The sequence below is a fragment of the Kribbella sp. NBC_00359 genome (genome assembly GCF_036097425.1).
GTDB lineage: Bacteria > Actinomycetota > Actinomycetes > Propionibacteriales > Kribbellaceae > Kribbella.
The window spans coordinates 7,257,100-7,277,520 of the sequence record NZ_CP107975.1; the positions used below are offsets into that span (position 1 = coordinate 7,257,100).

Here is a 20,421-nt window from a genome sequence, read left to right on the forward strand (position 1 = left end):
TCGCCGTTCCGCGAACGTCAGGATCTCAAGACTACGGCGAGCCCGATCGCCGGTTGCAATCCATGCTCACTGGCGTATGGTTATGAAAGTCATTTTCATCTACGCTGAGGCTTGGCCGGTCGAGGAGATCGTTGTGAAGAGCGTTGTGCCATCGGATTCCGTCGTACGTCGACTGTCGGGGCTCGCCATGGCGGTGACCATTGTGGTGGCGGCTGCGGGCTGTTCGACCTCGGCGCCTGGGGTTGCCGATTCGTCCACGAGTGGGAAGACGATTCAGGTCGTGGCCGCGGAGAACTTCTGGGGCAGCATCGCGTCCCAGCTCGGCGGCGACCACGTCAAGGTCACGAGCATCATCAGCAATCCGGACGCGGATCCGCACGACTACGAGCCGACCGCTGCCGACGCCCGGACCGTGGCCGGCGCGCAGTACACAATCGTCAACGGCATCGGGTACGACGCCTGGGCGGACAAACTGCTGTCCGCCAATCCCACCGATGGCCGAACCGACCTGACGATCGGCGACCTCGTCGGCGTCCAGCCGGGCGGGAACCCGCATCGCTGGTACTCCCCTGACGACGTCCACAAGGTGATCGAGAAGGTCACCTCCGACTACAAGTCGCTGGATCCGGCCGACGCCGCCGACTTCGACGCGCTGAAGACGACGTACGAGACCAAGACCCTTGCTCGGTACAACGAGTTGATCTCCGGCATCAAGATGAAGTACGCCGGTACGCCGATCGGTGCTTCCGAGTCCATCGTCAGTCCACTCGCCGACGGACTCGGGTTGAAGATGCTGACTCCGGACTCGTTCCTGAGCGCGATCAGCGAGGGCACCGACCCGACCGCGCGGGACAAGTCGATCGTCGATCAGCAGATCGCCGGGAAGCAGATCAAGATCTACGTCTACAACAGCCAGAACAGCACGCCGGACGTGCAGACGCAGGTGAAGGCGGCCGAGGCCGAGGGCATTCCCGTCGCGACGGTCACCGAGACTCCGACTCCGGCCGGCGTGTCCTTCCAGGACTGGCAGGTGCGGCAACTCGAGGGCATCGAACAAGCCCTCGCCAAGGCCGCAGCCAAATGACCGCCGAACCACTTCCACCAGTGCAACACGACACGCCACAGCCGTCGCAGTCACGGTTGCCACCAGCAACGACACCAGGATGGTTGTCAGTGGCAACACCGACGGGCTCGTTGTCTGCGGCAACACATCCGGCCGCGGCGATCTCGTTGCGGGGTGCGGCGGTGCGGGTTGGCGGCCGGACCTTGTGGTCGGGGGTCGACCTGGACGTCGGTGTGGGCGAGTTCGTCGCTGTGCTGGGTCCCAACGGCGTCGGCAAGTCCACCCTGGTGAAGGTGCTGCTCGGCATCATGCCGCCGGCTGCGGGCGACGTACGCGTGCTCGGCGAGCGAGCCGGGCGCGCCGGCGACCGGATCGGCTACCTCCCGCAACGGCGCAGCTTCGACGCCTCCCTGCGGATCCGTGGCATCGACGTCGTCGGACTCGGCTGGGACGGCGACCGCTGGGGTGTTCCATTGCCTGGACGCCGGCGCAAGGCCGCCCGGGTTGCCGAGGTCATCGAGCTGGTCGGCGCCTCCGCCTATGCGCACCGGCGGATCGGGCAATGCTCGGGCGGCGAGCAACAGCGGTTGCTCATCGCCCAGGCGCTCGTACGCCGCCCCGACCTGATGCTCCTCGACGAGCCCCTGGACAGCCTCGACCTCCCGAACCAGGCCGCGATCGCCGCCCTGGTCGGAAGGATCTGCCGGGAGGAGGGCGTGACGGTGATGATGGTTGCCCACGACATCAACCCGATCCTGTCCCGCCTGGACCGCGTCATCTACCTGGCCGAGGGCGGCGCCGTCGCGGGACGGCCCGAGCAGGTCATCACGTCCGAGATCCTGTCGCGGCTCTACCGCACTCCGATCGAGGTACTGCGAACCTCCGACGGCAGACTCGTGGTCGTCGGGCAACCGGACGCACCCGCCCCGCACGCCCGATGATGCCGGTCGGTGGGCAGGCGTGGTCGTGGAACCCGATGACCGACCTGCAGCAGATGTGGGCGTTCCCGTTCATGGTCAACGCGTTCCGCGCGGGCACGATCGTCGCGGTCGCCGCCGCGGTGGTGGGCTGGTTCATGGTCTTGCGCCGGCAGAGCTTCGCCGGTCACACGCTGGCCGTGGTCGGGTTCCCCGGCGCGGCCGGTGCGACGCTGGTCGGCGTCAGTGCGTCGTACGGCTATTTCGCCTTCTGTGTGTCGGCGGCCGTGGTCATCGGGATGATCCCGCGGGACACCGATGGCCACGAGTCCGCGCTGACGGGCACGATCCAGGCCTTCCTGCTTGCTTGCGGTTTCCTGTTCGCAGCGCTGTACAAGGGATTGCTCGGCGGCGTGACCGCATTGCTGTTCGGCAGCTTCTTGGGGATCACGGCGACTCAGGTCTGGATGCTGCTCGCAGTGGCCATCGCCGTACTGGCTCTGCTGGCCGCGATCGGGCGTCCGTTGCTGTTCGCATCGATCGACCCGGATGTCGCGGCCGGGCGTGGTGTTCCGGTGCGGTTGCTCGGCTTGGTGTTCCTGGTCCTCCTCGGGGCAGCGGTCGCCGGGGCCAGTCAGATCACGGGGAGTCTGCTCGTGTTCGCGCTGCTGGTGATGCCGGCCGCAACGGCCCAGGCGTTGACCGCGAGCCCACGTCTCGGGCTGGCACTTTCAGTGCTCATCGCTCTCGTGGTCACCTGGGCCGGCCTGATCGCCGCCTACTACTCGCCGTACCCGATCGGCTTCTACGTCGCCACCTTCGCGTTTGCCGGCTACGTGCTGGCCTCGACCGGTCGACGGGCGCTGGCATGACGGCGTTCTTTCAGCATGCCTTGCTCGCCGGTACGGCGATCGCCGCCGCGGCCGGCCTGGTCGGGTACTTCCTGGTCCTGCGTGCCCAGGTCTTCACCGGCGATGCACTGAGCCATGTCGCCTTCACCGGCGCGCTCGCCGCCCTGGCGGTCGGTGTCGATCCACGGTTCGGGCTCTTCGCCGCCACGATCGGTGTTGCGCTGCTGCTCGGCGTACTCGGCCGTCGCGGTCGGCCCGACGACGTCGCCATCGGCAGTGTGTTCAGCTGGATCCTCGGCCTGGGCGTCTTCTTCCTCACGGTCTACACCACCTCACGCAGCGCGGCGAACGGCGGCGCCGGAGTCAACGTGCTGTTCGGGTCGATCTTCGGGCTGTCGGCCTCGCAGGCCGTGACCGCGGCGGCGATCGCGGCCGCCATCTGCGCGATCGTCGTTGCCATCGCCCGGCCGTTGCTGTTCGCATCGATCGACGAGGCGGTGGCGGCTGCTCGCGGCGTACCCGTTCGACTCCTGGGCCTGGGCTTTCTGGCCCTGGCCGGCGCCTGTGCGGCCGTCGCGACGCAGGCCGTGGGTTCGCTGCTGATTCTGGGGCTGCTGGCCGCTCCCGCCGGTGCCGCGCAGCGCCTCACCGATCGGCCCTATCGGGCTCTCGCCTTGTCGGCAGGGCTGGCGGTCACCGAGATGTGGGCCGGGCTCGCCCTCAGCTTCGCGGTGCCGAACGTGCCTCCGAGCTTCGGCATCCTGGCCGCCGCGACCGTCATCTACGCCGGGGCGACGATATCCACCTCGTTGCCTTCCGGGTCAGCAAGTCTGCAGCGACCCTGAGCCGGCTCGGCCACGATCCGTCCCCCGGCGGCGACGGCCGCGTCGATCCGGGCCCGGGCCTGGTCGTCCGGGACGACGAGGTCGAAGTGGATCCGGTTGCGCTGCCGGAGCCGTTCCCCGTCCGCTGCGTCCATCTGCTGGAAGATGATCACCGGGTTGAGCCGGCGCGGATCGTAGATGTCGGACACGTTGGTCCGTGGGTCGTGCTGGTAGCCGAGCAGGGTCGTCCAGAAGTCCCGCACGGCGGGAACATCGAAGGCGTCGATGCCGAATTGGACGAAGCGCAGGCGCGACGGGTCCGCGGCGAGTGCCAAGTCGTGCGCCGCGGCCTGGACCCGACCGGCCAGTGCCGTGAAGCGGGGTACGTCCTGCTCCCACAGGTCCTTCCCGCTGTCGATCGTGACGCCGTCCGGCCGGAGATCCACCAGCAGCGGCACACCCGCGTCGTCGGCCAGACCGGCAACGGCCGTGGCGAGCGCGGCGGCCTGCGTTGGCGAGGAGGTCGGATAGAAGGTCATCGCGCCGAACACCACCCGCCAGTCGGCGGTCTCCGGTCCCTCCGAGAGCTCGCCGCCCGGGACCAGATCGACTTCGTTCCCTTCGGTGTCGGCCAGCGTGAGCTCCCACGCGCCGTACGCCTCCGCGCCGAGGGCCGTCTTGACCGCGTCCACCGCTTCGGGCGATCGGCTGACGTCGAAGTGGATCCGATTGCGCAGCGGTCGTGGCTGGTCCAGGTGGTGGAACGAGATCGGCGGGTCCCGTCGCAGCGCGTCCGCCAGGCTGTCGTCATCGGCCGGCTCGTAGGCGAGCGCCGTACGCCAGAACGACATCACCGAGGGCCTGTCCACGGCGTCGATCGCGAACTGGACGGTCTGCAGCGCGGCTGGATCCGCAGGCAGGCCCAGGTCCTGAGCCGCCGCCGAGATGGCGCGGGCGAGCTCCACGTCGAGATCGGAGGAAGCACCGATCCGGACCCGAACCCCGCCGGCGCGAAGATCCAGGTCCGGCAGGACGGGCGCCAGGTCGGCGATGCGGCCGACGAGCGCCGCGCCCGCGGTCTGCGACGGCGCGTCGAACCAGGTGCTCGCGCCGCTGCCGAGAACCCGCCAGTCCTCGACGCCGCCGGCTTGCTGGAACTCGGTCGCCTTCATGCCGGTGAGACCGTCGTACTCATCACGAAGGCGGCCCAGGTTTCCGGGGTGAGCGATCGGACGGTGAGCTCACCCGGCACCACCTTGGTCTTGGCCATGGCTCAGGTTAGGACACTATCCGGACGATCTCCGTCCGGAAACGCGGTCATCACGCGGGTGCCGGGTTGGCGGGAGCCGGCCAGGAATGTTCGCGGCGCAGCATCAAGCCGGTCACGACGAAGACCACGCCCCAGCACAGCGCGATCAGTCCGAGCCAGACCGCGATCCCGACGACGCCACGGCCCGGGTTCACGACGAAGAACACGCCCAGTGCGATCGACAGCGCAGCGCCCAGCAGGAGCAACCACCGCGGTGTGAGCCGGTAACTGCTGAAGGCGGTGAAGACTTCCGCCACCCCGCGAATGATGAGCCAGAGGCCGAAGATCCAGGTCAGTGTCCTGGCGGTCACGTCCGGGCTGAAGATCGCGAAGAACGCCACGACCAGCGCGATGACCCCCAGCACCCCACGCCCCAGCCGGCTCCCCTGCGTGCTGGACTGGAACGCCTGGACCAGCAGGCTGATGCCTTCGAGCAGTGCCCAGAAGCCCCACAGCACCATCAGGGCGATCGCCGTCTCGATCGGCCAGACGATCGCCAGGATCCCGATCACGATCCCGACCACCCCGCGGACGACCATCATCTTCCAGCTCGACGTGAACAGCTCCCGATCCATGTCCAGACCTCCCCGGCCTTCCGCACAGCACAGGTTGCGCGGCCCATGATTCTCCGGATCGGAGCCCGGAAGATCACCCAGGAAAGGTGAGGACGGTCCGGTCATCGGACGCAACGGTTGAGGAACGTGTTCGCGCTCCGAGAAAGGACGCTCGCAATGAGTTTCTGGGACATTGTGTGGTTCATCATCATCAGCTTCGTCTTCGTCGCCTACCTGATGATGCTGTTCTCGATCATCGCGGACCTGTTCCGCGACTCCGAGACCTCAGGAGTGGTCAAAGCCGTCTGGCTGATCTGTCTTCTCATCTTCCCGCTGCTCACCGCGCTGGTCTACGTCATCGTCCGCGGCAAGGGCATGTCGGAGCGGATGGTCACCAGCCGCGTGGCGGCCCAGCGGCAGCAGGAGGACTACATCAAGCAGGTCGCGGGATCGGCCAGTCCGGCCGACCAGATCGCCCAGGCCAGCGCGCTTCTCGACAAGGGCACCATCTCGCAGGCCGAGTTCGACACCCTGAAGGCGAAGGCGCTGGCGGTCTGACCTGTCATCCAGCGGAGGAGGACCGGCCGTGAGCGACCCCGACGAGGTACGGCGACTGCGCGAACGGGTGGCTCAACTCGAAGCCGAACTGGCCGCCGGACAGCACTCGGCGACTCGCGAGCCGGCGGGCCGCCGGGAGTCCTGGCGCACGGTGGTCTCGGCCGTGCTCATCACGCTGGCCTGCCTGCTCGCACCCTTGTCGGCGACGGCCGTCTGGGCGAGCAGGCAGGTCTCGGTACCTCGAGGCTGAGCGGACCGCTCGTCAGCGGCATCCAGAGCTTCGTCCGGGGCCAGGTCGACAACTTCGTCGCCAGCCCTCAGTTCGCCGCCGTCTGGAGGCAGGCGAACCAGACGGCGCACGCATCACTCGTCAATCTGCTCGAAGGCCGGCAAGGCGGCGCGCTCAGCGCGCAGAACGACACCGTCACGCTCAACCTGGCACCGATCATCGCCCTGTTCCTGCTTGCCCTCGGCGTCTATGTGGCCCGCGACCACCGCCGGGCTCTCCTGCTCGGTGCGCTGGGACTCGCCGGATCGATGCTGGTGCTGGGCGTCGCCCTGACCCTCGCCCGCGTGTTCTACCTCAATGCCCTGCCGACACAGGTGATCTCGCGAGACGCGGGCGGCGCCGTCTTCGACACCCTCGTGCGCTACCTGCGCTACGGCCTGCGCGCCGTCGCCGTCCTGGGCCTCATCGTCGCCGCCGCGGCCTTCTTCACCGGCCCGTCCGTTTCCGCGGTGCGCACGCGCGCCGGGCTGACCAAGGGCATCGGGTACCTGCGGGGCAGAACGGAGTCTGCCGGACTCAGCACGGGCCGCGTCGGAGTGTGGACGTTCGCCCACAAGCGTCTGCTGCTGATCGCCAGTGTGGTCGGCGGCGCGCTCGTACTGACGTTCTGGTCACGGCCGACCGTCTCGGTCGTCGTAGTCACCGCGTGCGTCGTCCTGCTCGCGGTCGCCCTGATCGAGTTCATCGGGCGTCCCCCGGCCGACGACGCCCGTCCCAGCGCGCCGGCCTGACCACGCCTACAGTCCGCTCTCGGCCTCCAGCCGGCCGGTCCTGATCGCTTCCAGGAACGCCTCGTAGTCGCGTTCGTTCTGGTCGGCGTACGCCTCGGCGAACTCCACCATCGCCTCAGGGAACGCGTCGTCGCTGTTGAGGTACGTCGCCAGGGCGATCCGGTCGCCGGATCGCGCGTGGGCACGGGCCAGCGTCCAGCCGCACAACTGGCCGTACATCATCATGCCGCGCGGGTCCATCCGCTCCACCACGGCCGAGCCCTTCATGTCCCGCAGTTGCCGGACGTAGAAGTCGCGGATCTGTCCGTCGATGCCTTCGGCCCGCTGCCAGCCGAGGAAGATGTCACTGGCCGCCTGCATCAGACGCTGCCCCACCACCACGCGCTCCCCGTCGTTCCGGGGTGCGGAACGCTGCCTGAGCACGGTGGGCACCTTCGTCTTGAGCACCGACGGCCCGGCCTCCTTGACCTGCAGGAAGAGCGGATCACCGTCGTCCCGGCCGCGCAGGAGCACGATCCAGCACCGCGTGCCGACGCTGCCCACCCCGACCACCTTGCGGGCCATGTCGACGAACTCGAACTGGTCGAACAGCACCCGCCGCTCGGTCGGCAGCGACCGGCGGTAGAGGTTCAGCAGGTCCTTGACCCCGTTCTCGAGCTCTTGCCGATCGGCGTCGGGCAGCAGTTCGGCGATCGGCACGACCAACGGCGGATCGGCCTTGATCCGGACCCCGTCGTCGGTGATCTCGGTGAGCTTGGCGAAGGCCTTGAGGCTTCCGCTGCCGCGGGCCTTCAGCAACGTCTGGTCGACGTTCCGGCGCCGGTTCGAGGACAGCCTGTTGCCCAGCGCCTCCTCGAGTTCGTCGATGTCGACGCGGGCGTACCAGACGTCGAGAGATCGCATGGTCGCGAACACGGCGGTGGCGTCGCGATAGCGCCGTACCGTCTCCAGGACGCACTTGCGGCGCTCCTTCCGCGAGAACCCGTTCCCCCGGCCCGCGACCGACAGACTCGCGGCGAGACGTTTGACGTCCCACTCCCACGGACCCGCGAGGGTCTCGTCGAAGTCGTTGATGTCGAAGAGCAGGCGCCGTTCGGGAGATCCGAAGAGCCCGAAGTTCGACAGGTGGGCGTCACCGCACAGCTGCGCGACGAGGCCGGACACCGGCGCCGCGCCGAGGTCGGCGGCCATCCCGAGGGCGTTGCCCCGGAAGAAGGTGAAGGGCGACACCATCATCCGGCCGTGCCGCACCGGCACGAGTTCGGGAACGCGGGACCCGGCCTGCTCCTCGAGCAGCGCAACGGGATCCGGGCGATTCGGGGCCAGGACCAGCTCCGCCTGCGCGCCCGGCGGGAGCGCGACCCGCGCCGCGAGTCCCAGGCGGGCCCGATCGGACGGAGCGAGGCGACGGGCAGCGATCGCCGCTCCACCGTCCGCGCGAACCGACCGGGTGGTGCGAACGGCTTTCCTCGTCGGGGATGTGGCCCGCCGTGACGTCGCCATCGGGTTCTGTGGAGTCATGCTGCCTTCCCCCTCCGGTCATGGTCGAGCCAGACTCTGATTCGTGAGGATCTAGACAACACCTGGAGTCGCCTGGCCAGCATCACCCCCGCCGGATGAACCGGCCGGCCGGGGATCGGTCTTCACTGAGACTGTGCGAAGTACCCCGGACGACTACGCCCAGCTGCCCAAGCGGATGCGCCGCCGCCTCGCCATGAGGTCGCTGCTGCGGTCCTTGCTGGTGTCCGTGATCATCGTCGTCGGCTACTTCCTGCTGCCCATGACCCACCTCGACGGCGACTTGAGCCTGGCCCTGGCCGGCGGACTGGCGGTGGTGGCCCTCCTGCTGGCGTGGCAGATCCGCGAGATCACCCGCTCCCCCTACCCCCGCATCAGGGCGATGGGCACGCTGGCGACGTCACTCCCCTTGTTCCTCGCGATCTTCGCGACGTCGTACTACCTGCTAGGACGTAACGATCCGGCGAACTTCTCGCAGCCGTTGAACAAGCTCGATTCGGCGTACTTCACGGTGACCGTCTTCGCTACGGTCGGTTTCGGCGACATCGTGCCTGTGTCGGGGGTCGCCCGCATCGTGACCATCGTTCAGATGCTCGGTGATCTCCTGATCGTCGGCCTGGTCGCGCGCGTGCTCTTCAGCGCCGTCCAGCAGAACCTCAGCCAGCGGGAGGAGTGAGGGCCACGGACGGCGGGTCCTTCTGGCGGGCCATCCGGAACGAGTTCACCAGCCCTATCAGCGCGGCGAGAAGCGGAATCCCCAGCGCCACCTGGAGGGCGATCGGTCGCGCGTCCGTGTTGATCCGGATGATCTCTGCCTGAACATCCGCTGGTTGCTTGACGAGCACCTTCGCGAGCTCGGTGTTGCTCATCACTTCGGCGTCTTCGTCCAGCGCTTGGGCGACTTGCTCCTGCTGCGCCGGTTGAAGGACGGCACTCGACTCCGCCATGTTGGTGAAGGTGAAGGACAGCGTCGCCAGCATGATGGCACCGGCGAACGCCAGACCGAAGGACAGTCCGAACGAACCCGCCGCCGAGTTGACGCCCGCCGCCTCGCTGACCCGTTCCTGAGAGATCGGAGACAGCGTGTAGTTGTTGAGCTGGGACACGAGCAGGCCCAGACCTACCCCCGCGAGGATCAGAGGCGCGACGAGGGCCCAGCCGGAGTCGGCCCGGGGCACGATCGCGATCAGCAGCAGCAGACCCACGGACAGGAGCAGGAATCCCCATCTGACGATGCTGCTCGGACGTCGCCCGCCCGCCTTCCTCTCCGCGAGGAGCGCCATCCCGAACATGCTGAGCGAGAGCGGTGCCAGGGTGAGGCCGGCCTCCATCGCGTTGTACTCGAGAACCATCTGGAGGTAGATCGGCAGCGCGATCATCGTGCCGCCCAGGGCGATCTGCTGGAGCATCTGCTGGGAGATGCCCAACTTGAAGACGGCGGAGCTGAAAAGAGCCGGGTCGATCAGCGTCGGCCGGCCGCGGCGCTTGCGCCGCACCAGCCAATAGCCGAACGCCACGAGCCCGACGATGCCGATGGCCAGCAGCAGGCCGACGAATTCGCCGCCTTCCTGCCACACCAGGATGCCCAGCACGATGCCGCCCATCCCCAGCACCGACAGGATGGCACCGATCACATCCACCTGCCGCGCGCCCGTGTACGGCACGTCCTTGATGAGGCCCTGACCGATGAGCACGACCGCGATCACCGCGACCTCGAGCAGAAACGCCACCCGCCAGGACAAGTAGGTGGTGATGAACCCTCCGAGCAGCGGACCGACTGCGGCGGCCAGCGCAGCGGCGGCACCGACCATGGCATAGGCCTTCACCTGAGCCGCGCCTTCGAAGTTGCCGTGGATCAGTGACTGCATCGCGGGCAGCAGCAGCGACGCCCCGATACCACCCACCAAGGCCCAGAAGATGATGATCGCCGTCAGGCTCTGAGCCAGCGCCATCGCCAAGGCGCCGACCGCGTAGGCGCACAATCCCAGCAGGTACGCGCGCTTGCGGCCGATGAGGTCACCGACCTTGCTGCCGATCAGGATGAACGCCGCGGACACCAGCGCCTCGAGCGCGATCGCCGACTGGACCCCGCTCACGGTCGTGTCGAGATCGTGGACGACCGAGGAGATCGAGACGTTCATCAGCGACGTGTCGACGACGAGCACGAACATCGCCATCGCCAGCAGGATGGCCAGCCGCGGGCTCGGCTTCGTCCCGGCCGGAACCTCGCTCATCTCCTCGGTCATGACGGGGAATCAGCCGGCGAGGATCTTGGCCTTTTGCGCCTCGAACTCCGCGTCGGTGAGAACGCCGGACTGCTTGAGCTCGCCCAAGGTCTTGAGCTGATCCAAGCGGTCGGCCGTGGTGTCCGCCGCCGGTGCGGCCGGTGCCGGCGCGGGCGCGGCGGACTCCTGCGGCTGCGTGTCCTCGTAGTACGCCTGGTCGCGGGTTGCCGCCGTGTCGGCGTCGCGCTGGGCGAACTTCTCGTCTTGATGCCGCCGGACCCGGCCGGCGACAACCGTCGCGGTGCCGGCGACAGCCGCGGTCCTCGCTATTCCTCGCAACAGTCCAGGCATGTCAGGCTCCTCAACTCATCGGTTCCAGGCTTTCGAGGGCCTCGAGTGCTTCCATCACGTCCTCGGCCGGAATGCGGCCGCCGGCGATCATTTGGCCGCCGGACTCCATGGCAGCGGCGACGAACGGGATCGCCCAGGTGTTCTCGTAGACGATCAGTGCCGCCAGAGTGCCGGGCTCCATCGCGCTGGCCGCCTGGGCGAGGTCGTCGTCGGCCAGGATTCCCGACCGGGCGCCGCTGAGGTCCGCGAAGCCGCCGGCCTGACCGGACGCTTCGGCGAGGTCCACCGCATAGGCGGTTCCGTCGGCCTGCTTGCCGACGATCATGACGTCGTACACGTGAACGATGCCGCGATCGACGAGGTTCACGAGTTCCTCGGCCGCTCGGCCGGTCATCTTGTTGCCGGTGAACTCCAGGAGTACGTAATCGATGGGTCCATGAACGTCTGCGTCTGGCATGACTCTCCATCCCTCCACCAGGATCGTGGCGATCCCGCGCCCTGTTCGTCGCCACACTGCCGTGGCCCGCGGCGGCAGTCATCACCCGCGCGGGATGAAGTCAGGCGGACAGGCTCGCGGGCGACGGGGCTTCTGACGGCGTGACCTGCCGGATGCCGAGAATCGTCAGGCCCGCGGCCTGCAGCATCGCGACGAGATCGGCGATGCCCTGGTCGTCGTGGACCTGCAACCGAAAGACTCCGGACGTCTCGTGATCGGCCTGCGGGCCGGCGCAGAAGGCGAGTACGGCCGGCTTCAGCTCCCCCCGAACCGTCACCTGGTACGACGCGCCGAGGCCCTCACGTGTCTTCATCGTCTTCCCTCCCCTGATCGATGTCGATCAATTCCGTCGACCGCGAGGCCGGGTCCAGGACCCGGCGCACCTCGACGACCTCGATGCCCAGGGCCCGCAGTCGTGCCAACAGACCGTAGAGCGCCGACTGGTCGGGGATGCTGTAAACCACGGTGTTCACCTGGTCGACCGCCAGCGTCACGGCCCCCATGTCTCGAAGGTCCTGTTCCGGTACGGCCCCCGCCACGCGGATTTCGTACGTCGCGTCGACCATCGAACCCACTCCGTTCCCAACGTGTGCGTTCGACGCTCGCAAAGGTCCGGTGTCGCGGCTTCATCCCTGCGGGGTGAACTGCCCGCGGGGCGCGATGCGCGTGTTTCGCTGGTTCTCAATTTAAGACCCCTCTCGTCTCGGAACGTCCGGCAATCGGACGGCGGACGCTGGTTTTACAGGCGGTTCCGTGATTTCGTCAGAGTGTGCGACTCGCCACGCACCGCCTCCCCAGCGTTCAGTGATGCCGCACATCGCTAGGAGGGGCTATGCCGAGCGATCAGCACGCAGGGGCGGGAAACCGAGGCAGTACTTCATCGGATGCACCAGGTCACAACAGGTCCATGGCCAGGACCTGGGTGATCCCACCAGGAACAGTGCCGCGGCCTCGTCTTGTCGCACGCCTGAGCCTCGCGATTCATCGGCCGCTCACACTGGTGAGTGCGCCCGCGGGCTTCGGGAAGACGATGCTGCTGGACGCATGGGCAGCGCGCTATCCAGGTCCGGCCGAGGTCCGGCGCCTCGCCTTGAACGGCAGCGATGAACCTGCGGCCATCATGGAGTCGGTCCGCGACGATCCGCACCGCGATCACGACGACGTACTGGTGCTAGTGCTGGACTGCGGTGACCTGACGATGACACCGGAGTTCGGGCAGAGTCTCCATCGCCTCCTCCGCGAGAACGCCGGACATGTCCGGGTCGTCCTGGTGACGCGGACCGACCCGCCGCTCCCCCTGCACCTGTACCGGTTGGCGGGCACCGTTGCCGAGATCCGGGCCGACGAGCTGGCGTTCACGACAGACGAGGCCGCGGCGCTGATGCGCGGGCACAAACTCGACCTGACCGCCGCGGACGTGACCGAACTCCAGGCCCGGACCGACGGCTGGCCGGCCGGCCTGATGTTCGCTGCCATGAACCTTGCCGGAAAGCCCGACGCGCAACGGGTCATCCGGGACTTCCGCGGAGACGCCGGGAACGTGGCGGCGTACCTGATGACCGAGGTCCTCGACGCGCAGCCCCCGGAGCTGCGCGACTTCCTGCTCCGGACCAGCATCGTCGACGAGGTCCGGCCAGGCCTGGCCGAAGCGCTCACCGGGCACCCCTGCGACCTTCGGTCATTGGAGTTCCTCTCCCACGGCAACTCGTTCATCCAGCCCGTTCCGGAGACAGCCGACCGCTACAGCTACCAGCCGCTGTTCCGGGAGTTCCTGCGCGCCCAGCTGCTGTACGAGCGGCCTACCGTCGTCCCTGCGCTGCACCGCGCCGCCGCTGCCTGGTTCGCCCAGAACGATCAGCCGCTGGATGCGATCCACCACGCCATCGTGGCCGGTGATTGGCGGCAAGCAGCCCGGTACCTGGTGGAGGATCTCGACGTCGCCGGTCTCCTCGTCGGGCGCCGGCGTCGGCAGCTGACCACGTTGTTCGCCGGCTTTCCCGCGGATCTGGACGGTTCCGAGCCCGCGGTCGTCAGAGCCGCCCAGGCGCTGGCCGCGTTCGATGTCGACCTCTGCAGGTCGGAACTCGGCAAAGCCAGGGACTGGTTGAACCAGCAGGTACCCACTCGCAGCCGCGCGGCCGAGCTGGCCATCAGTGTCCTGCACGCAGTCAGCGGAAGCCTCCTGGAGAACACCGAGGCCGGGCTGAGCGCTGTCCTGACCGCGGAGGTCGACCTGAGAGCGGCATCGCCGGAATCGGCCGTCGCGCAGCCGGAATCGAGGCTCCTGGTCGCCGGCTGCAAGGGCCGGGTGCTGCTGCAGCGTGGCGATTTCCCGGCCGCCCTGGCAGCCTTCACCGAGGGGATCGCGATCGCGGAGCAGGCCGCTGCCCACGAGAGCCTGGCCGACTTCCTCGGCATGGCGGCGTTGGTGGAAGCGGTCTGGGGACATCTGCGGCGCGCCGGGGAGGTCGTCGCCCACGCGGCCGCGCTGGCGGAGTCGATGCCGGATTCGGGACCGGAGCTGCCGCAGTCCGCGATCGTGGCCGAGGCCTGGGTGCATGCGGACCGGGGCAATCTGTCCGGCGCCGAAGAGATGGTGCAGCGTGCCGCGGAGGCCGCCCCCACCCAGGACGCGCGAGTTCTCGCGGCCGTTCTCGCTCTGGTTCGGGCTCGGCTGCTGCGGGCCGGCGGCGACATCGATCTCGCCGCTGCGGAGCTGCGGGCCGCAAGCAACCGGTACGGCGCACAAGGCGGCTGGCTGGATCAGGCCATGGTCGTCGACGAGGCCAAGATGCTGCTGGCACAGCACCAGCCCCAGGAGGCCATCGCGGTGATCGAGAAGTCCCAGGGTCGCGACCAGATCGGATCGGTCCTTGTACTGCAGCGTGCGGCTGCCGAGGCCGGCGAGCGGCCGCCTGGTCCGCCAACCCCGGTCACCGATCGCGCCGTCCCACTCGAGACCCAGGTGGACGGCTGGCTGGTCCAGGCCGCGGAGTCGATCCGGACCGGGGACTCCAGTCGCAGCGGGCTCTGTCTGGAACGCGCGCTCAGGCTGGCCGCTCCCGAGCAGCTCCGCCGCCCGTTCGCGGACGCGCCACCGACGGTGCGCAGATTGCTGCAGCCGAGCGGTGAGCTGATGAGACATCACCCGTGGCTCCGCGCCCCGGGTCTGCCAGGGACTCGCGACCGCGCGGCCGGTCACTGGGGAGTGCCACGGACCGAGTTGGTCGTCACCGCCTCGCTGACCAGCAAGGAGCACGAGGTCCTCGAGTACCTCGCCGAGCTACTGACCACAGAGGAAATCGCCAGCACGATGTACGTCTCGGTCAACACGGTTCGCAGCCATGTGCGCAGCATTCTTCGCAAGCTGAGCGCGTCGCGCCGGAACGAGGCGGTACGGCGGGCGTGGGAGCTGGGACTGCTGCCCGCACGTCCGGAGGCCTGACCCGGCGGCCTCGCTACGGAAGGCCGCCGGTACCACCCTCGGGCCGCACCTCACGGCCGTGGAAGGTCAGGGCCCAGATCACCAGGATGCCCAACGCGATCATGATCGTCGACCAGCCCGGAGCCGCGGAGAGGAACCCCGCGCTCACCACAATGCTCAGGACGGCGACGATCACGCCGACGACCCGGGCCCACACCTGACCGAGCAGGACACAGAATCCGGCCACCAGGACGATCGTGCCGACGATCAGGTGCGTCCAGGCCCAGGCGGTGTAGTCGATGTGGACGGCGAGACCGTTCTCCCGGACCGCGTAGAACCCGTCGTTGAACAGGGCGACGAACCCCTGGAAGCCGTGGAAGAAGCCGAGGATGATCATCATCACGCCGGCGAAGACGATCGGGCCGACCCAGACCCCGGTCGGTGTCGCGGCCCGCTGGTCGGTGTCCGCCACGGTCACCTCCGCATCGGTTGCCCGGGCAGCCAGTCGTAGATGACCGACGTCCGCAGGACGAGGTCCTGCACAGAGCGGTGCTGGCGGCCGCCGGCGCACAACAGCAGTCCGAGCGGGAACACGACATAGAAGAGGGCCCGCAGCAGCGCGACGACCGGTCGCAGCAACCTCCCGCGATGGTCGACCACCCGCAGCGCCATCAGCTGACAGCCGTAGGTTCGTCCGCTGATCGACCAGGCGGCCGTCAGGTAGACGACGAGGATGAGCAGCCCGGTCGTGATACCCGGCAGCGGCGAGGCCTCGCTGAACTGGAAATGCCGGGGATCGATCAGGAACCTCAGCCCGTTGACGCCCACATAACCGGCGATCAGCACCACCGCGGCCACGAGCGCGTCGATGATAGCGGCGATCGATCGGGTGACGAGGCCCGCTCGACCTCCCTGGTACGGCTCGGCCTCGCGCGGGACGATCGACACGTGCGCGTCCGTTCTCATGGTTGCTTTGGCGTCATCTCGGGGTCTTTGCGGCCACGCCGCAGCTTCAGCCGGGCCACCACGCGGCCGACGGCCTGATCACCGGAGATGCCCTGCATGCGGACGCCGCGGACGGTGTCGGAGGCAACGGATCCGGAGGACTGCCGGATGATCTCGGCGAGATCGACCTCCGCGATCACCCCGGCCACATCGATCCGCTTCATCACCTCCGCTGCCACCGCGGGAACCATCCAGTCCACCAAGGCCAGCAGCTGCCGCTCCAGCTCCGCGCGTTGCCTGCCACCGCTTTGAGCCAGACCATCCAGCCAGGTGGCCGGCTGGTACCGCTCTGCCAGCATCGGCGGCCGCAGGATCACGACGGCGACCGGGTTGACAGTTCCCCCGACCCGGCGTCGGACCGGGCTGAGAGCGCCCCCGACCCGGCGTCCTACCGTCTGCGCGACTGCCGCGGCCAGCAGGGAAGCCCCGACGGCCGTGTCGAGCACGCGGATCGCCTGTGGTCCCAGCGGCGGTGCGTCACTCAGCGGCGCTTCACCGGGCGGAACGTCACCCAACGGCGCTTCACTCGGTGGAACGTCGCCCAACGGCGCTTCACCCGGTGGAAGGTCACTCGTGGGCGCGTCACTCGGTGGAACGTCGCCCAACGGCGCTTCACTCGGCGGCACGTCACCCAGCGGTGCGTCAGGCGAGTTCCCCGGCTGCTCTGATGTACCCACGCGACCATGCTCCGTCCCGCCGCCTGGCGCCACCTCATCCATGGTGGGGGAGAACGCCCGGCCCTGGGTGAGCTTCGGTTCCGAGCCAGGTACGAACGCGGCGAGCGAACCAGCCCTGGCTGCGGTCGAACTCCGCCCCAACCACGGTCGCCATCACCAGGATCAGCGAGACAGCCAGCAACCAGCCGACCAGAGCCAGCGTGACACCGAAGAGGCCGTACCGCTCGCTGTTGGTCTCCATCATCCGCGGCATGTAGATCGTGGACGCACTGCTGTAGGCAGCGCCGCAGAGACTCGCTATCACTGCTGTCGGCACCAGCCGTCGCCACTGGACGCGGCCGTCGAGCAGCAGCCACGGGATGCAGATCCACAGCACCAGTCCGGTCACGATCGAGGCCGTAACGCTCAGCAACCAGTTCAGCGGCATCGACCGCACTGCCGAGCGGGCCAGATACAGCAAGGCGATCTGCAGCAGCAGGGCCGCTAGGCCGACGAACGTCGTGAGCGACCCACGAACGCCCGACACACTGTCGAGCCGCCAGGCATCCTGGTACATCCGCTGCACCCGCCGGGCGAGCGACACTCCCGAGAAGAGCAGGATCACCACGCTCAGCACACCGATGTTCGATCCACCCGGAGGCCGCGTGAAGACCTCCCTGACGGCCATCTCGGCGTTGCCGGTGAGCTCGAACTTCCTGACGAGTCCCCGCGCGACGACGTCACGGCGGTTGGCCGGAGCAAGCGTCGAGACCAGGAGCAGCAGTGGAACGAGCGCCGTCAACGCCTGTGAGGCGATCACCATCGCCCGGTCGATGCCGCGGATGGCGACGAACGAGTCGACGCACCGGCCCAGGAACGTCTGCTCCAGCCGCCGCGTGATCGCCTCCAGTCGCCAACCCGTCAGCGCTCGGCTCCCGTCCGATCAGCAGCGGCGGCGCGGTAGTCGGCGATCGGGCGGTACCGGTCGTACAGGGTGGTGAGAATGCTGAACAGGAAGATGAAGAAGAGCGCGTCCACCAGGTGCAGCTGGCCCGGTCCCCGCGACAGCAACACGTCGGCCAGCACCACCAGTACGACGTTCGTCGCGAAGACGACCCCGAACGAGACCGCCGCGGAGTCCCACGAGTAGCCGCGCTTGGCCGCCCACAGCCCGATCGCGGCGTTGATCACCACGAAGCCTGCGATCCCGAGGAACAGTTCGAGGTTGCTCGACTCGACGCCGGGCAGCACCTCGCCGTAGATGATGCTGATCAGGCCGATCAGGAAGGTCTTCTCCAGTGTTGTGCTGTCGAAGACCTTCCGGTGCGCGGCCTGGTACGCGGCCCGCTCGTGGGCCTCGTCGATTCCCTCGGGCAGCGGATCGGCGCGGAACCGCCAGGCCCAGTCGGCCGGGCTGAGCCGCGGCCGGACGAAGAAGTACAAGACGGCGAGCAGAGCGAGCACGGCGACGATCAGCGCCGGGAGGAACCAGGGGACGTCCCGGATCGTGTCGGTCAGGTCCAGCTGGGCGATGTGGATCCAGTACTCCTGCGGCAGCTTGACGAAGATCCAGATCGCGGCGGCGACGATCACCCAGAACTTGAAGCTGTACCGCAACGGGTTCCGCCGGGTCCGGACCCCCTCGTAGGCGATGAAGAAGTACTCGAAGGTGTTCGGGAACAGCAACAGCAGCGCCCGCGCGCCGGTGAGCTCGAACGCGACCACGCCGATCTGGCGGAAGAAGAACAGGAAGCGGCTGATCTTCACCGCCCCCGGGTGGGTCCAGTTCCGCAGGCTCGCCAGGTAGGCGATGGACAGGTAGAAGACGTCCATCGCCTTGTCGTAGCTCTGGTAGAACGGCGGGTCGAAACCGAACCACTGGAAGATCGACTGGTCGACGCCGTCGAGCAGCAGGCAGGCGATGATCGCCGGCAGCGGGAACTTCGGGATGAACAGCGGCAGCACGAAGCGCGCCAGGACAACGGTCCAGAACACGAACTCGACACTCATGTCAGAACTCCCCACGCCGGCGCATCCGGCGGGGCCGGCCGTCCGGGTCGTAGATCAGCCGGTAGAGCGGTTCCGCCCAGAGGGCTTGGAACCGGGACACTGGTTGTGGCTCATGCGGGCGGATCCGCCCGGGTGGCCGCAGGCCGTTGCGGCCCCCGGCGTACCAGGCTTCGAGGTCCGCGGCGGTTTGCGCCCACAGGTCGAAGCCCGTCCGCGCGTCGAGGCGCGCCAGGTTGCGACGCGGCAGGCCGAGATGCTCCGACCACACCTCCAGCCGCAACTCCCGAGCGAGCCGGCGGGTGCCTTCGGTCACGAACTCCCCGCCCTCGGGAGTCGAGTCCAGGACCGCGCAGGTGAGTTCGCTGTCACAGGTCCAGGAGCGACGGTTGAAGTTGTCCGAGCCGCAGGTGAACCACACGTCGTCGACGATGCAGATCTTCGCGTGCACGTAGATGGGTGAACCCGCGGCGTTCTCCAGGTTGTAGATCCCGACGCGCTCGGGCGCGGTCCGCCGCAGCATCTCCACGGCGCGCAGCTGACCGAAGCGAGCGGGAGGTCCACTGACCGCACCGTCCGCGTCCGGGTACCGCGGCACAACGACGATCACGCGAAGCTCGGGTGACCGCTCGAGGGCATCGTGGATCCCTTGCGCGATCAGCTCGGACCACAGGTACTGGTCCTCCAGGTAGATCAGCCGGCGGGCCTTGCCGAACGCCTTGGTGTACGCACGGGCGATGCTCCGCTCCCCCTCGGGCGCGAACGGATAGGCGGGATGCTTGTAGGCATACGTCCGCAGGACCTGTACGGCGTGCGGCCCGGCCGGTGGCGGATCGGGGAACTTCTCCGGCAACGCCTTCGGATGACGCGGCATCCGGGCGAGCCGCTGGATCATCATCCGGTACGGCGTCCGCCGGTCGAGCGGGTGTCCGTCGTCCCAGCGCTCGACGAAGGTACGGAGCAGATCCCCGACGACCGGTCCGCGGATCTCCAGCGCCGCGTCGTGCCAGGGCGTGCGGTCGCCGTACCGGCGATCCATCGGCGCCTGTTGCGGATCCCCCAGGTGCTCGTCGTCGTCCCGGCGCTGGTGGGACAGGTCGATGCCGCCGACGAACGCGACGTCCAGTTCCCGCCGCCCCTTGTGCTGGATGACGAACAGCTTCTGGTGGTGCGAGGCCATCCGCCGGACCCGTTGGTCGAGCAGCACCTCGGCGCCGGCCTCGTTGAGCTTCCTCCCGAGCCGCTGGTTCTCCCGTGCGTTGAACTGCATGTGGTCCGAATGCGATCGCCACAGCAGCGCCCTGACCTCGATCCCCGATCCGGCCAGATCGGCCAGCACGGTCCCGATCGTCGGGCCGTCGGGTAGCAACTTCTCGTCCGCGTCGCCACGCCAGTCGGTGAAGTACACGCGGTCGCCGGGCTGCAGCGCACACAGCTCCTCGTACAGCCGGCGGAAGTACGTCGCCCCGTGGATGAGCGGCCGGACCAGGTTGCCCTCGACCCAGGACCCGTCCACGTCGCCCACCCGGTCGATGTCCGTGCCGGGATTACCGCGCTCGTCCGGGCGGAGGAACCACTCACCGGCAGTCTGGTCGATCATCGTGACACCCCTCGGTCGAGTGTTGCCCGCTGGCCGCGCAGGT

23 protein-coding genes are annotated in these 20,421 nt (G+C 68.3%); 9 read left to right on the plus strand and 14 right to left on the minus strand.

All coding sequences use genetic code 11. The features are described from left to right. Positions 1 to 133 precede the first annotated feature (133 nt). From OG876_RS35275 to OG876_RS35290, 4 genes are all read left to right on the plus strand, one after another. A complete protein-coding gene (locus OG876_RS35275) occupies positions 134 to 1,084 on the plus strand; it encodes a metal ABC transporter solute-binding protein, Zn/Mn family (protein WP_328521033.1) in 951 nt (316 codons plus the stop codon). 89 nt (positions 1,085 to 1,173) lie between these two features. Beyond that, positions 1,174 to 2,004, plus strand: a complete 831-nt coding sequence (locus tag OG876_RS35280) for a metal ABC transporter ATP-binding protein (protein WP_328521034.1) — start codon at positions 1,174 to 1,176, stop codon at positions 2,002 to 2,004. A 35-nt stretch (positions 2,005 to 2,039) separates the two neighbouring features. After that, positions 2,040 to 2,852 (plus strand): metal ABC transporter permease, encoded by an 813-nt coding sequence (locus OG876_RS35285; protein ID WP_328521035.1) that lies wholly within the window; start codon positions 2,040 to 2,042, stop codon positions 2,850 to 2,852. Then, on the plus strand, positions 2,849 to 3,676 hold the full coding sequence (locus tag OG876_RS35290) for a metal ABC transporter permease (protein ID WP_328521036.1): 828 nt from the start codon (positions 2,849 to 2,851) through the stop codon (positions 3,674 to 3,676). The genes OG876_RS35285 and OG876_RS35290 overlap by 4 nt, the downstream gene beginning before the upstream one ends. On the opposite strand, the gene OG876_RS35295 is transcribed toward OG876_RS35290, so the two are convergent. Then, positions 3,613 to 4,827 carry a VOC family protein gene (locus OG876_RS35295; RefSeq protein ID WP_328521037.1) on the minus strand — a complete coding sequence of 405 codons (1,215 nt, stop codon included), beginning with the start codon at positions 4,825 to 4,827 and terminating at the stop codon, positions 3,613 to 3,615. The two genes, OG876_RS35290 and OG876_RS35295, sit on opposite strands and share 64 nt — an antisense overlap. 148 nt (positions 4,828 to 4,975) lie before the next feature. After that, on the minus strand, positions 4,976 to 5,539 hold the full coding sequence (locus OG876_RS35300) for an HdeD family acid-resistance protein (protein WP_328521038.1): 564 nt from the start codon (positions 5,537 to 5,539) through the stop codon (positions 4,976 to 4,978). Between the two features lie 156 nt (positions 5,540 to 5,695). Between OG876_RS35300 and OG876_RS35305 the strand changes: the two genes are divergently transcribed. The 3 genes from OG876_RS35305 (at position 5,696) to OG876_RS35315 (ending at position 7,096) form a co-directional block, all read left to right on the plus strand. Further along, positions 5,696 to 6,076: an SHOCT domain-containing protein gene (locus tag OG876_RS35305; protein ID WP_328521039.1), complete on the plus strand. Its 381-nt coding sequence runs from the start codon at positions 5,696 to 5,698 to the stop codon at positions 6,074 to 6,076. Between the two features lie 28 nt (positions 6,077 to 6,104). Next, positions 6,105 to 6,326: a hypothetical protein gene (locus OG876_RS35310; protein ID WP_328521040.1), complete on the plus strand. Its 222-nt coding sequence runs from the start codon at positions 6,105 to 6,107 to the stop codon at positions 6,324 to 6,326. 230 nt (positions 6,327 to 6,556) lie between these two features. Then, positions 6,557 to 7,096 (plus strand): hypothetical protein, encoded by a 540-nt coding sequence (locus OG876_RS35315; protein ID WP_328521041.1) that lies wholly within the window; start codon positions 6,557 to 6,559, stop codon positions 7,094 to 7,096. A gap of 6 nt (positions 7,097 to 7,102) precedes the next feature. Here the strand turns inward: OG876_RS35315 and OG876_RS35320 are convergent, their stop codons facing one another. Beyond that, positions 7,103 to 8,617 carry a DUF2252 domain-containing protein gene (locus tag OG876_RS35320; protein ID WP_328521042.1) on the minus strand — a complete coding sequence of 505 codons (1,515 nt, stop codon included), beginning with the start codon at positions 8,615 to 8,617 and terminating at the stop codon, positions 7,103 to 7,105. Positions 8,618 to 8,750: 133 nt separating this feature from the next. Here OG876_RS35320 and OG876_RS35325 point away from each other — a divergent pair, with 133 nt between their 5' ends. Further along, positions 8,751 to 9,290, plus strand: a complete 540-nt coding sequence (locus OG876_RS35325; protein WP_328521043.1) for a potassium channel family protein — start codon at positions 8,751 to 8,753, stop codon at positions 9,288 to 9,290. Here the strand turns inward: OG876_RS35325 and OG876_RS35330 are convergent. The 5 genes from OG876_RS35330 to OG876_RS35350 form a co-directional block, all read right to left on the minus strand. Next, positions 9,271 to 10,848: an MFS transporter gene (locus OG876_RS35330; protein ID WP_328521044.1), complete on the minus strand. Its 1,578-nt coding sequence runs from the start codon at positions 10,846 to 10,848 to the stop codon at positions 9,271 to 9,273. The two genes, OG876_RS35325 and OG876_RS35330, sit on opposite strands and share 20 nt — an antisense overlap. 21 nt (positions 10,849 to 10,869) lie before the next feature. After that, on the minus strand, positions 10,870 to 11,190 hold the full coding sequence (locus tag OG876_RS35335; RefSeq protein ID WP_328521045.1) for an SHOCT domain-containing protein: 321 nt from the start codon (positions 11,188 to 11,190) through the stop codon (positions 10,870 to 10,872). 10 nt (positions 11,191 to 11,200) lie between these two features. Continuing rightward, positions 11,201 to 11,647: a DUF6325 family protein gene (locus OG876_RS35340; RefSeq protein ID WP_328521046.1), complete on the minus strand. Its 447-nt coding sequence runs from the start codon at positions 11,645 to 11,647 to the stop codon at positions 11,201 to 11,203. Between the two features lie 100 nt (positions 11,648 to 11,747). Continuing rightward, positions 11,748 to 11,999, minus strand: a complete 252-nt coding sequence (locus OG876_RS35345) for a hypothetical protein (protein WP_328521047.1) — start codon at positions 11,997 to 11,999, stop codon at positions 11,748 to 11,750. Continuing rightward, the gene (locus tag OG876_RS35350; protein WP_328521048.1) at positions 11,986 to 12,252 is read right to left on the minus strand and encodes a hypothetical protein; all 267 of its coding nucleotides are present in this window, start codon (positions 12,250 to 12,252) and stop codon (positions 11,986 to 11,988) included. The genes OG876_RS35345 and OG876_RS35350 overlap by 14 nt, the downstream gene beginning before the upstream one ends. 434 nt (positions 12,253 to 12,686) lie before the next feature. Between OG876_RS35350 and OG876_RS35355 the strand changes: the two genes are divergently transcribed. Next, positions 12,687 to 15,131 carry a LuxR C-terminal-related transcriptional regulator gene (locus OG876_RS35355; RefSeq protein WP_328521049.1) on the plus strand — a complete coding sequence of 815 codons (2,445 nt, stop codon included), beginning with the start codon at positions 12,687 to 12,689 and terminating at the stop codon, positions 15,129 to 15,131. 13 nt (positions 15,132 to 15,144) lie between these two features. Here the strand turns inward: OG876_RS35355 and OG876_RS35360 are convergent, their stop codons facing one another. The 6 genes from OG876_RS35360 to OG876_RS35385 form a co-directional block, all read right to left on the minus strand. Further along, entirely contained in the window at positions 15,145 to 15,582 is a 438-nt protein-coding gene (locus tag OG876_RS35360) for a DUF7144 family membrane protein (protein ID WP_328521050.1), read from the minus strand. Positions 15,583 to 15,584: 2 nt separating this feature from the next. Next, a complete protein-coding gene (locus tag OG876_RS35365; protein ID WP_328521051.1) occupies positions 15,585 to 16,076 on the minus strand; it encodes an RDD family protein in 492 nt (163 codons plus the stop codon). Beyond that, a complete protein-coding gene (locus OG876_RS35370) occupies positions 16,073 to 16,630 on the minus strand; it encodes a hypothetical protein (RefSeq protein WP_328521052.1) in 558 nt (185 codons plus the stop codon). The genes OG876_RS35365 and OG876_RS35370 overlap by 4 nt, the downstream gene beginning before the upstream one ends. A 196-nt stretch (positions 16,631 to 16,826) precedes the next feature. Continuing rightward, the gene (locus OG876_RS35375; RefSeq protein WP_442914200.1) at positions 16,827 to 17,696 is read right to left on the minus strand and encodes a YhjD/YihY/BrkB family envelope integrity protein; all 870 of its coding nucleotides are present in this window, start codon (positions 17,694 to 17,696) and stop codon (positions 16,827 to 16,829) included. Beyond that, positions 17,693 to 18,781 (minus strand): hypothetical protein, encoded by a 1,089-nt coding sequence (locus tag OG876_RS35380; RefSeq protein ID WP_328521054.1) that lies wholly within the window; start codon positions 18,779 to 18,781, stop codon positions 17,693 to 17,695. Before OG876_RS35380 ends, OG876_RS35375 begins: the two co-directional genes overlap by 4 nt. Before the next feature lies 1 nt (position 18,782). Then, positions 18,783 to 20,378, minus strand: a complete 1,596-nt coding sequence (locus tag OG876_RS35385; protein WP_328521055.1) for a phospholipase D family protein — start codon at positions 20,376 to 20,378, stop codon at positions 18,783 to 18,785. Positions 20,379 to 20,421 lie beyond the last annotated feature (43 nt).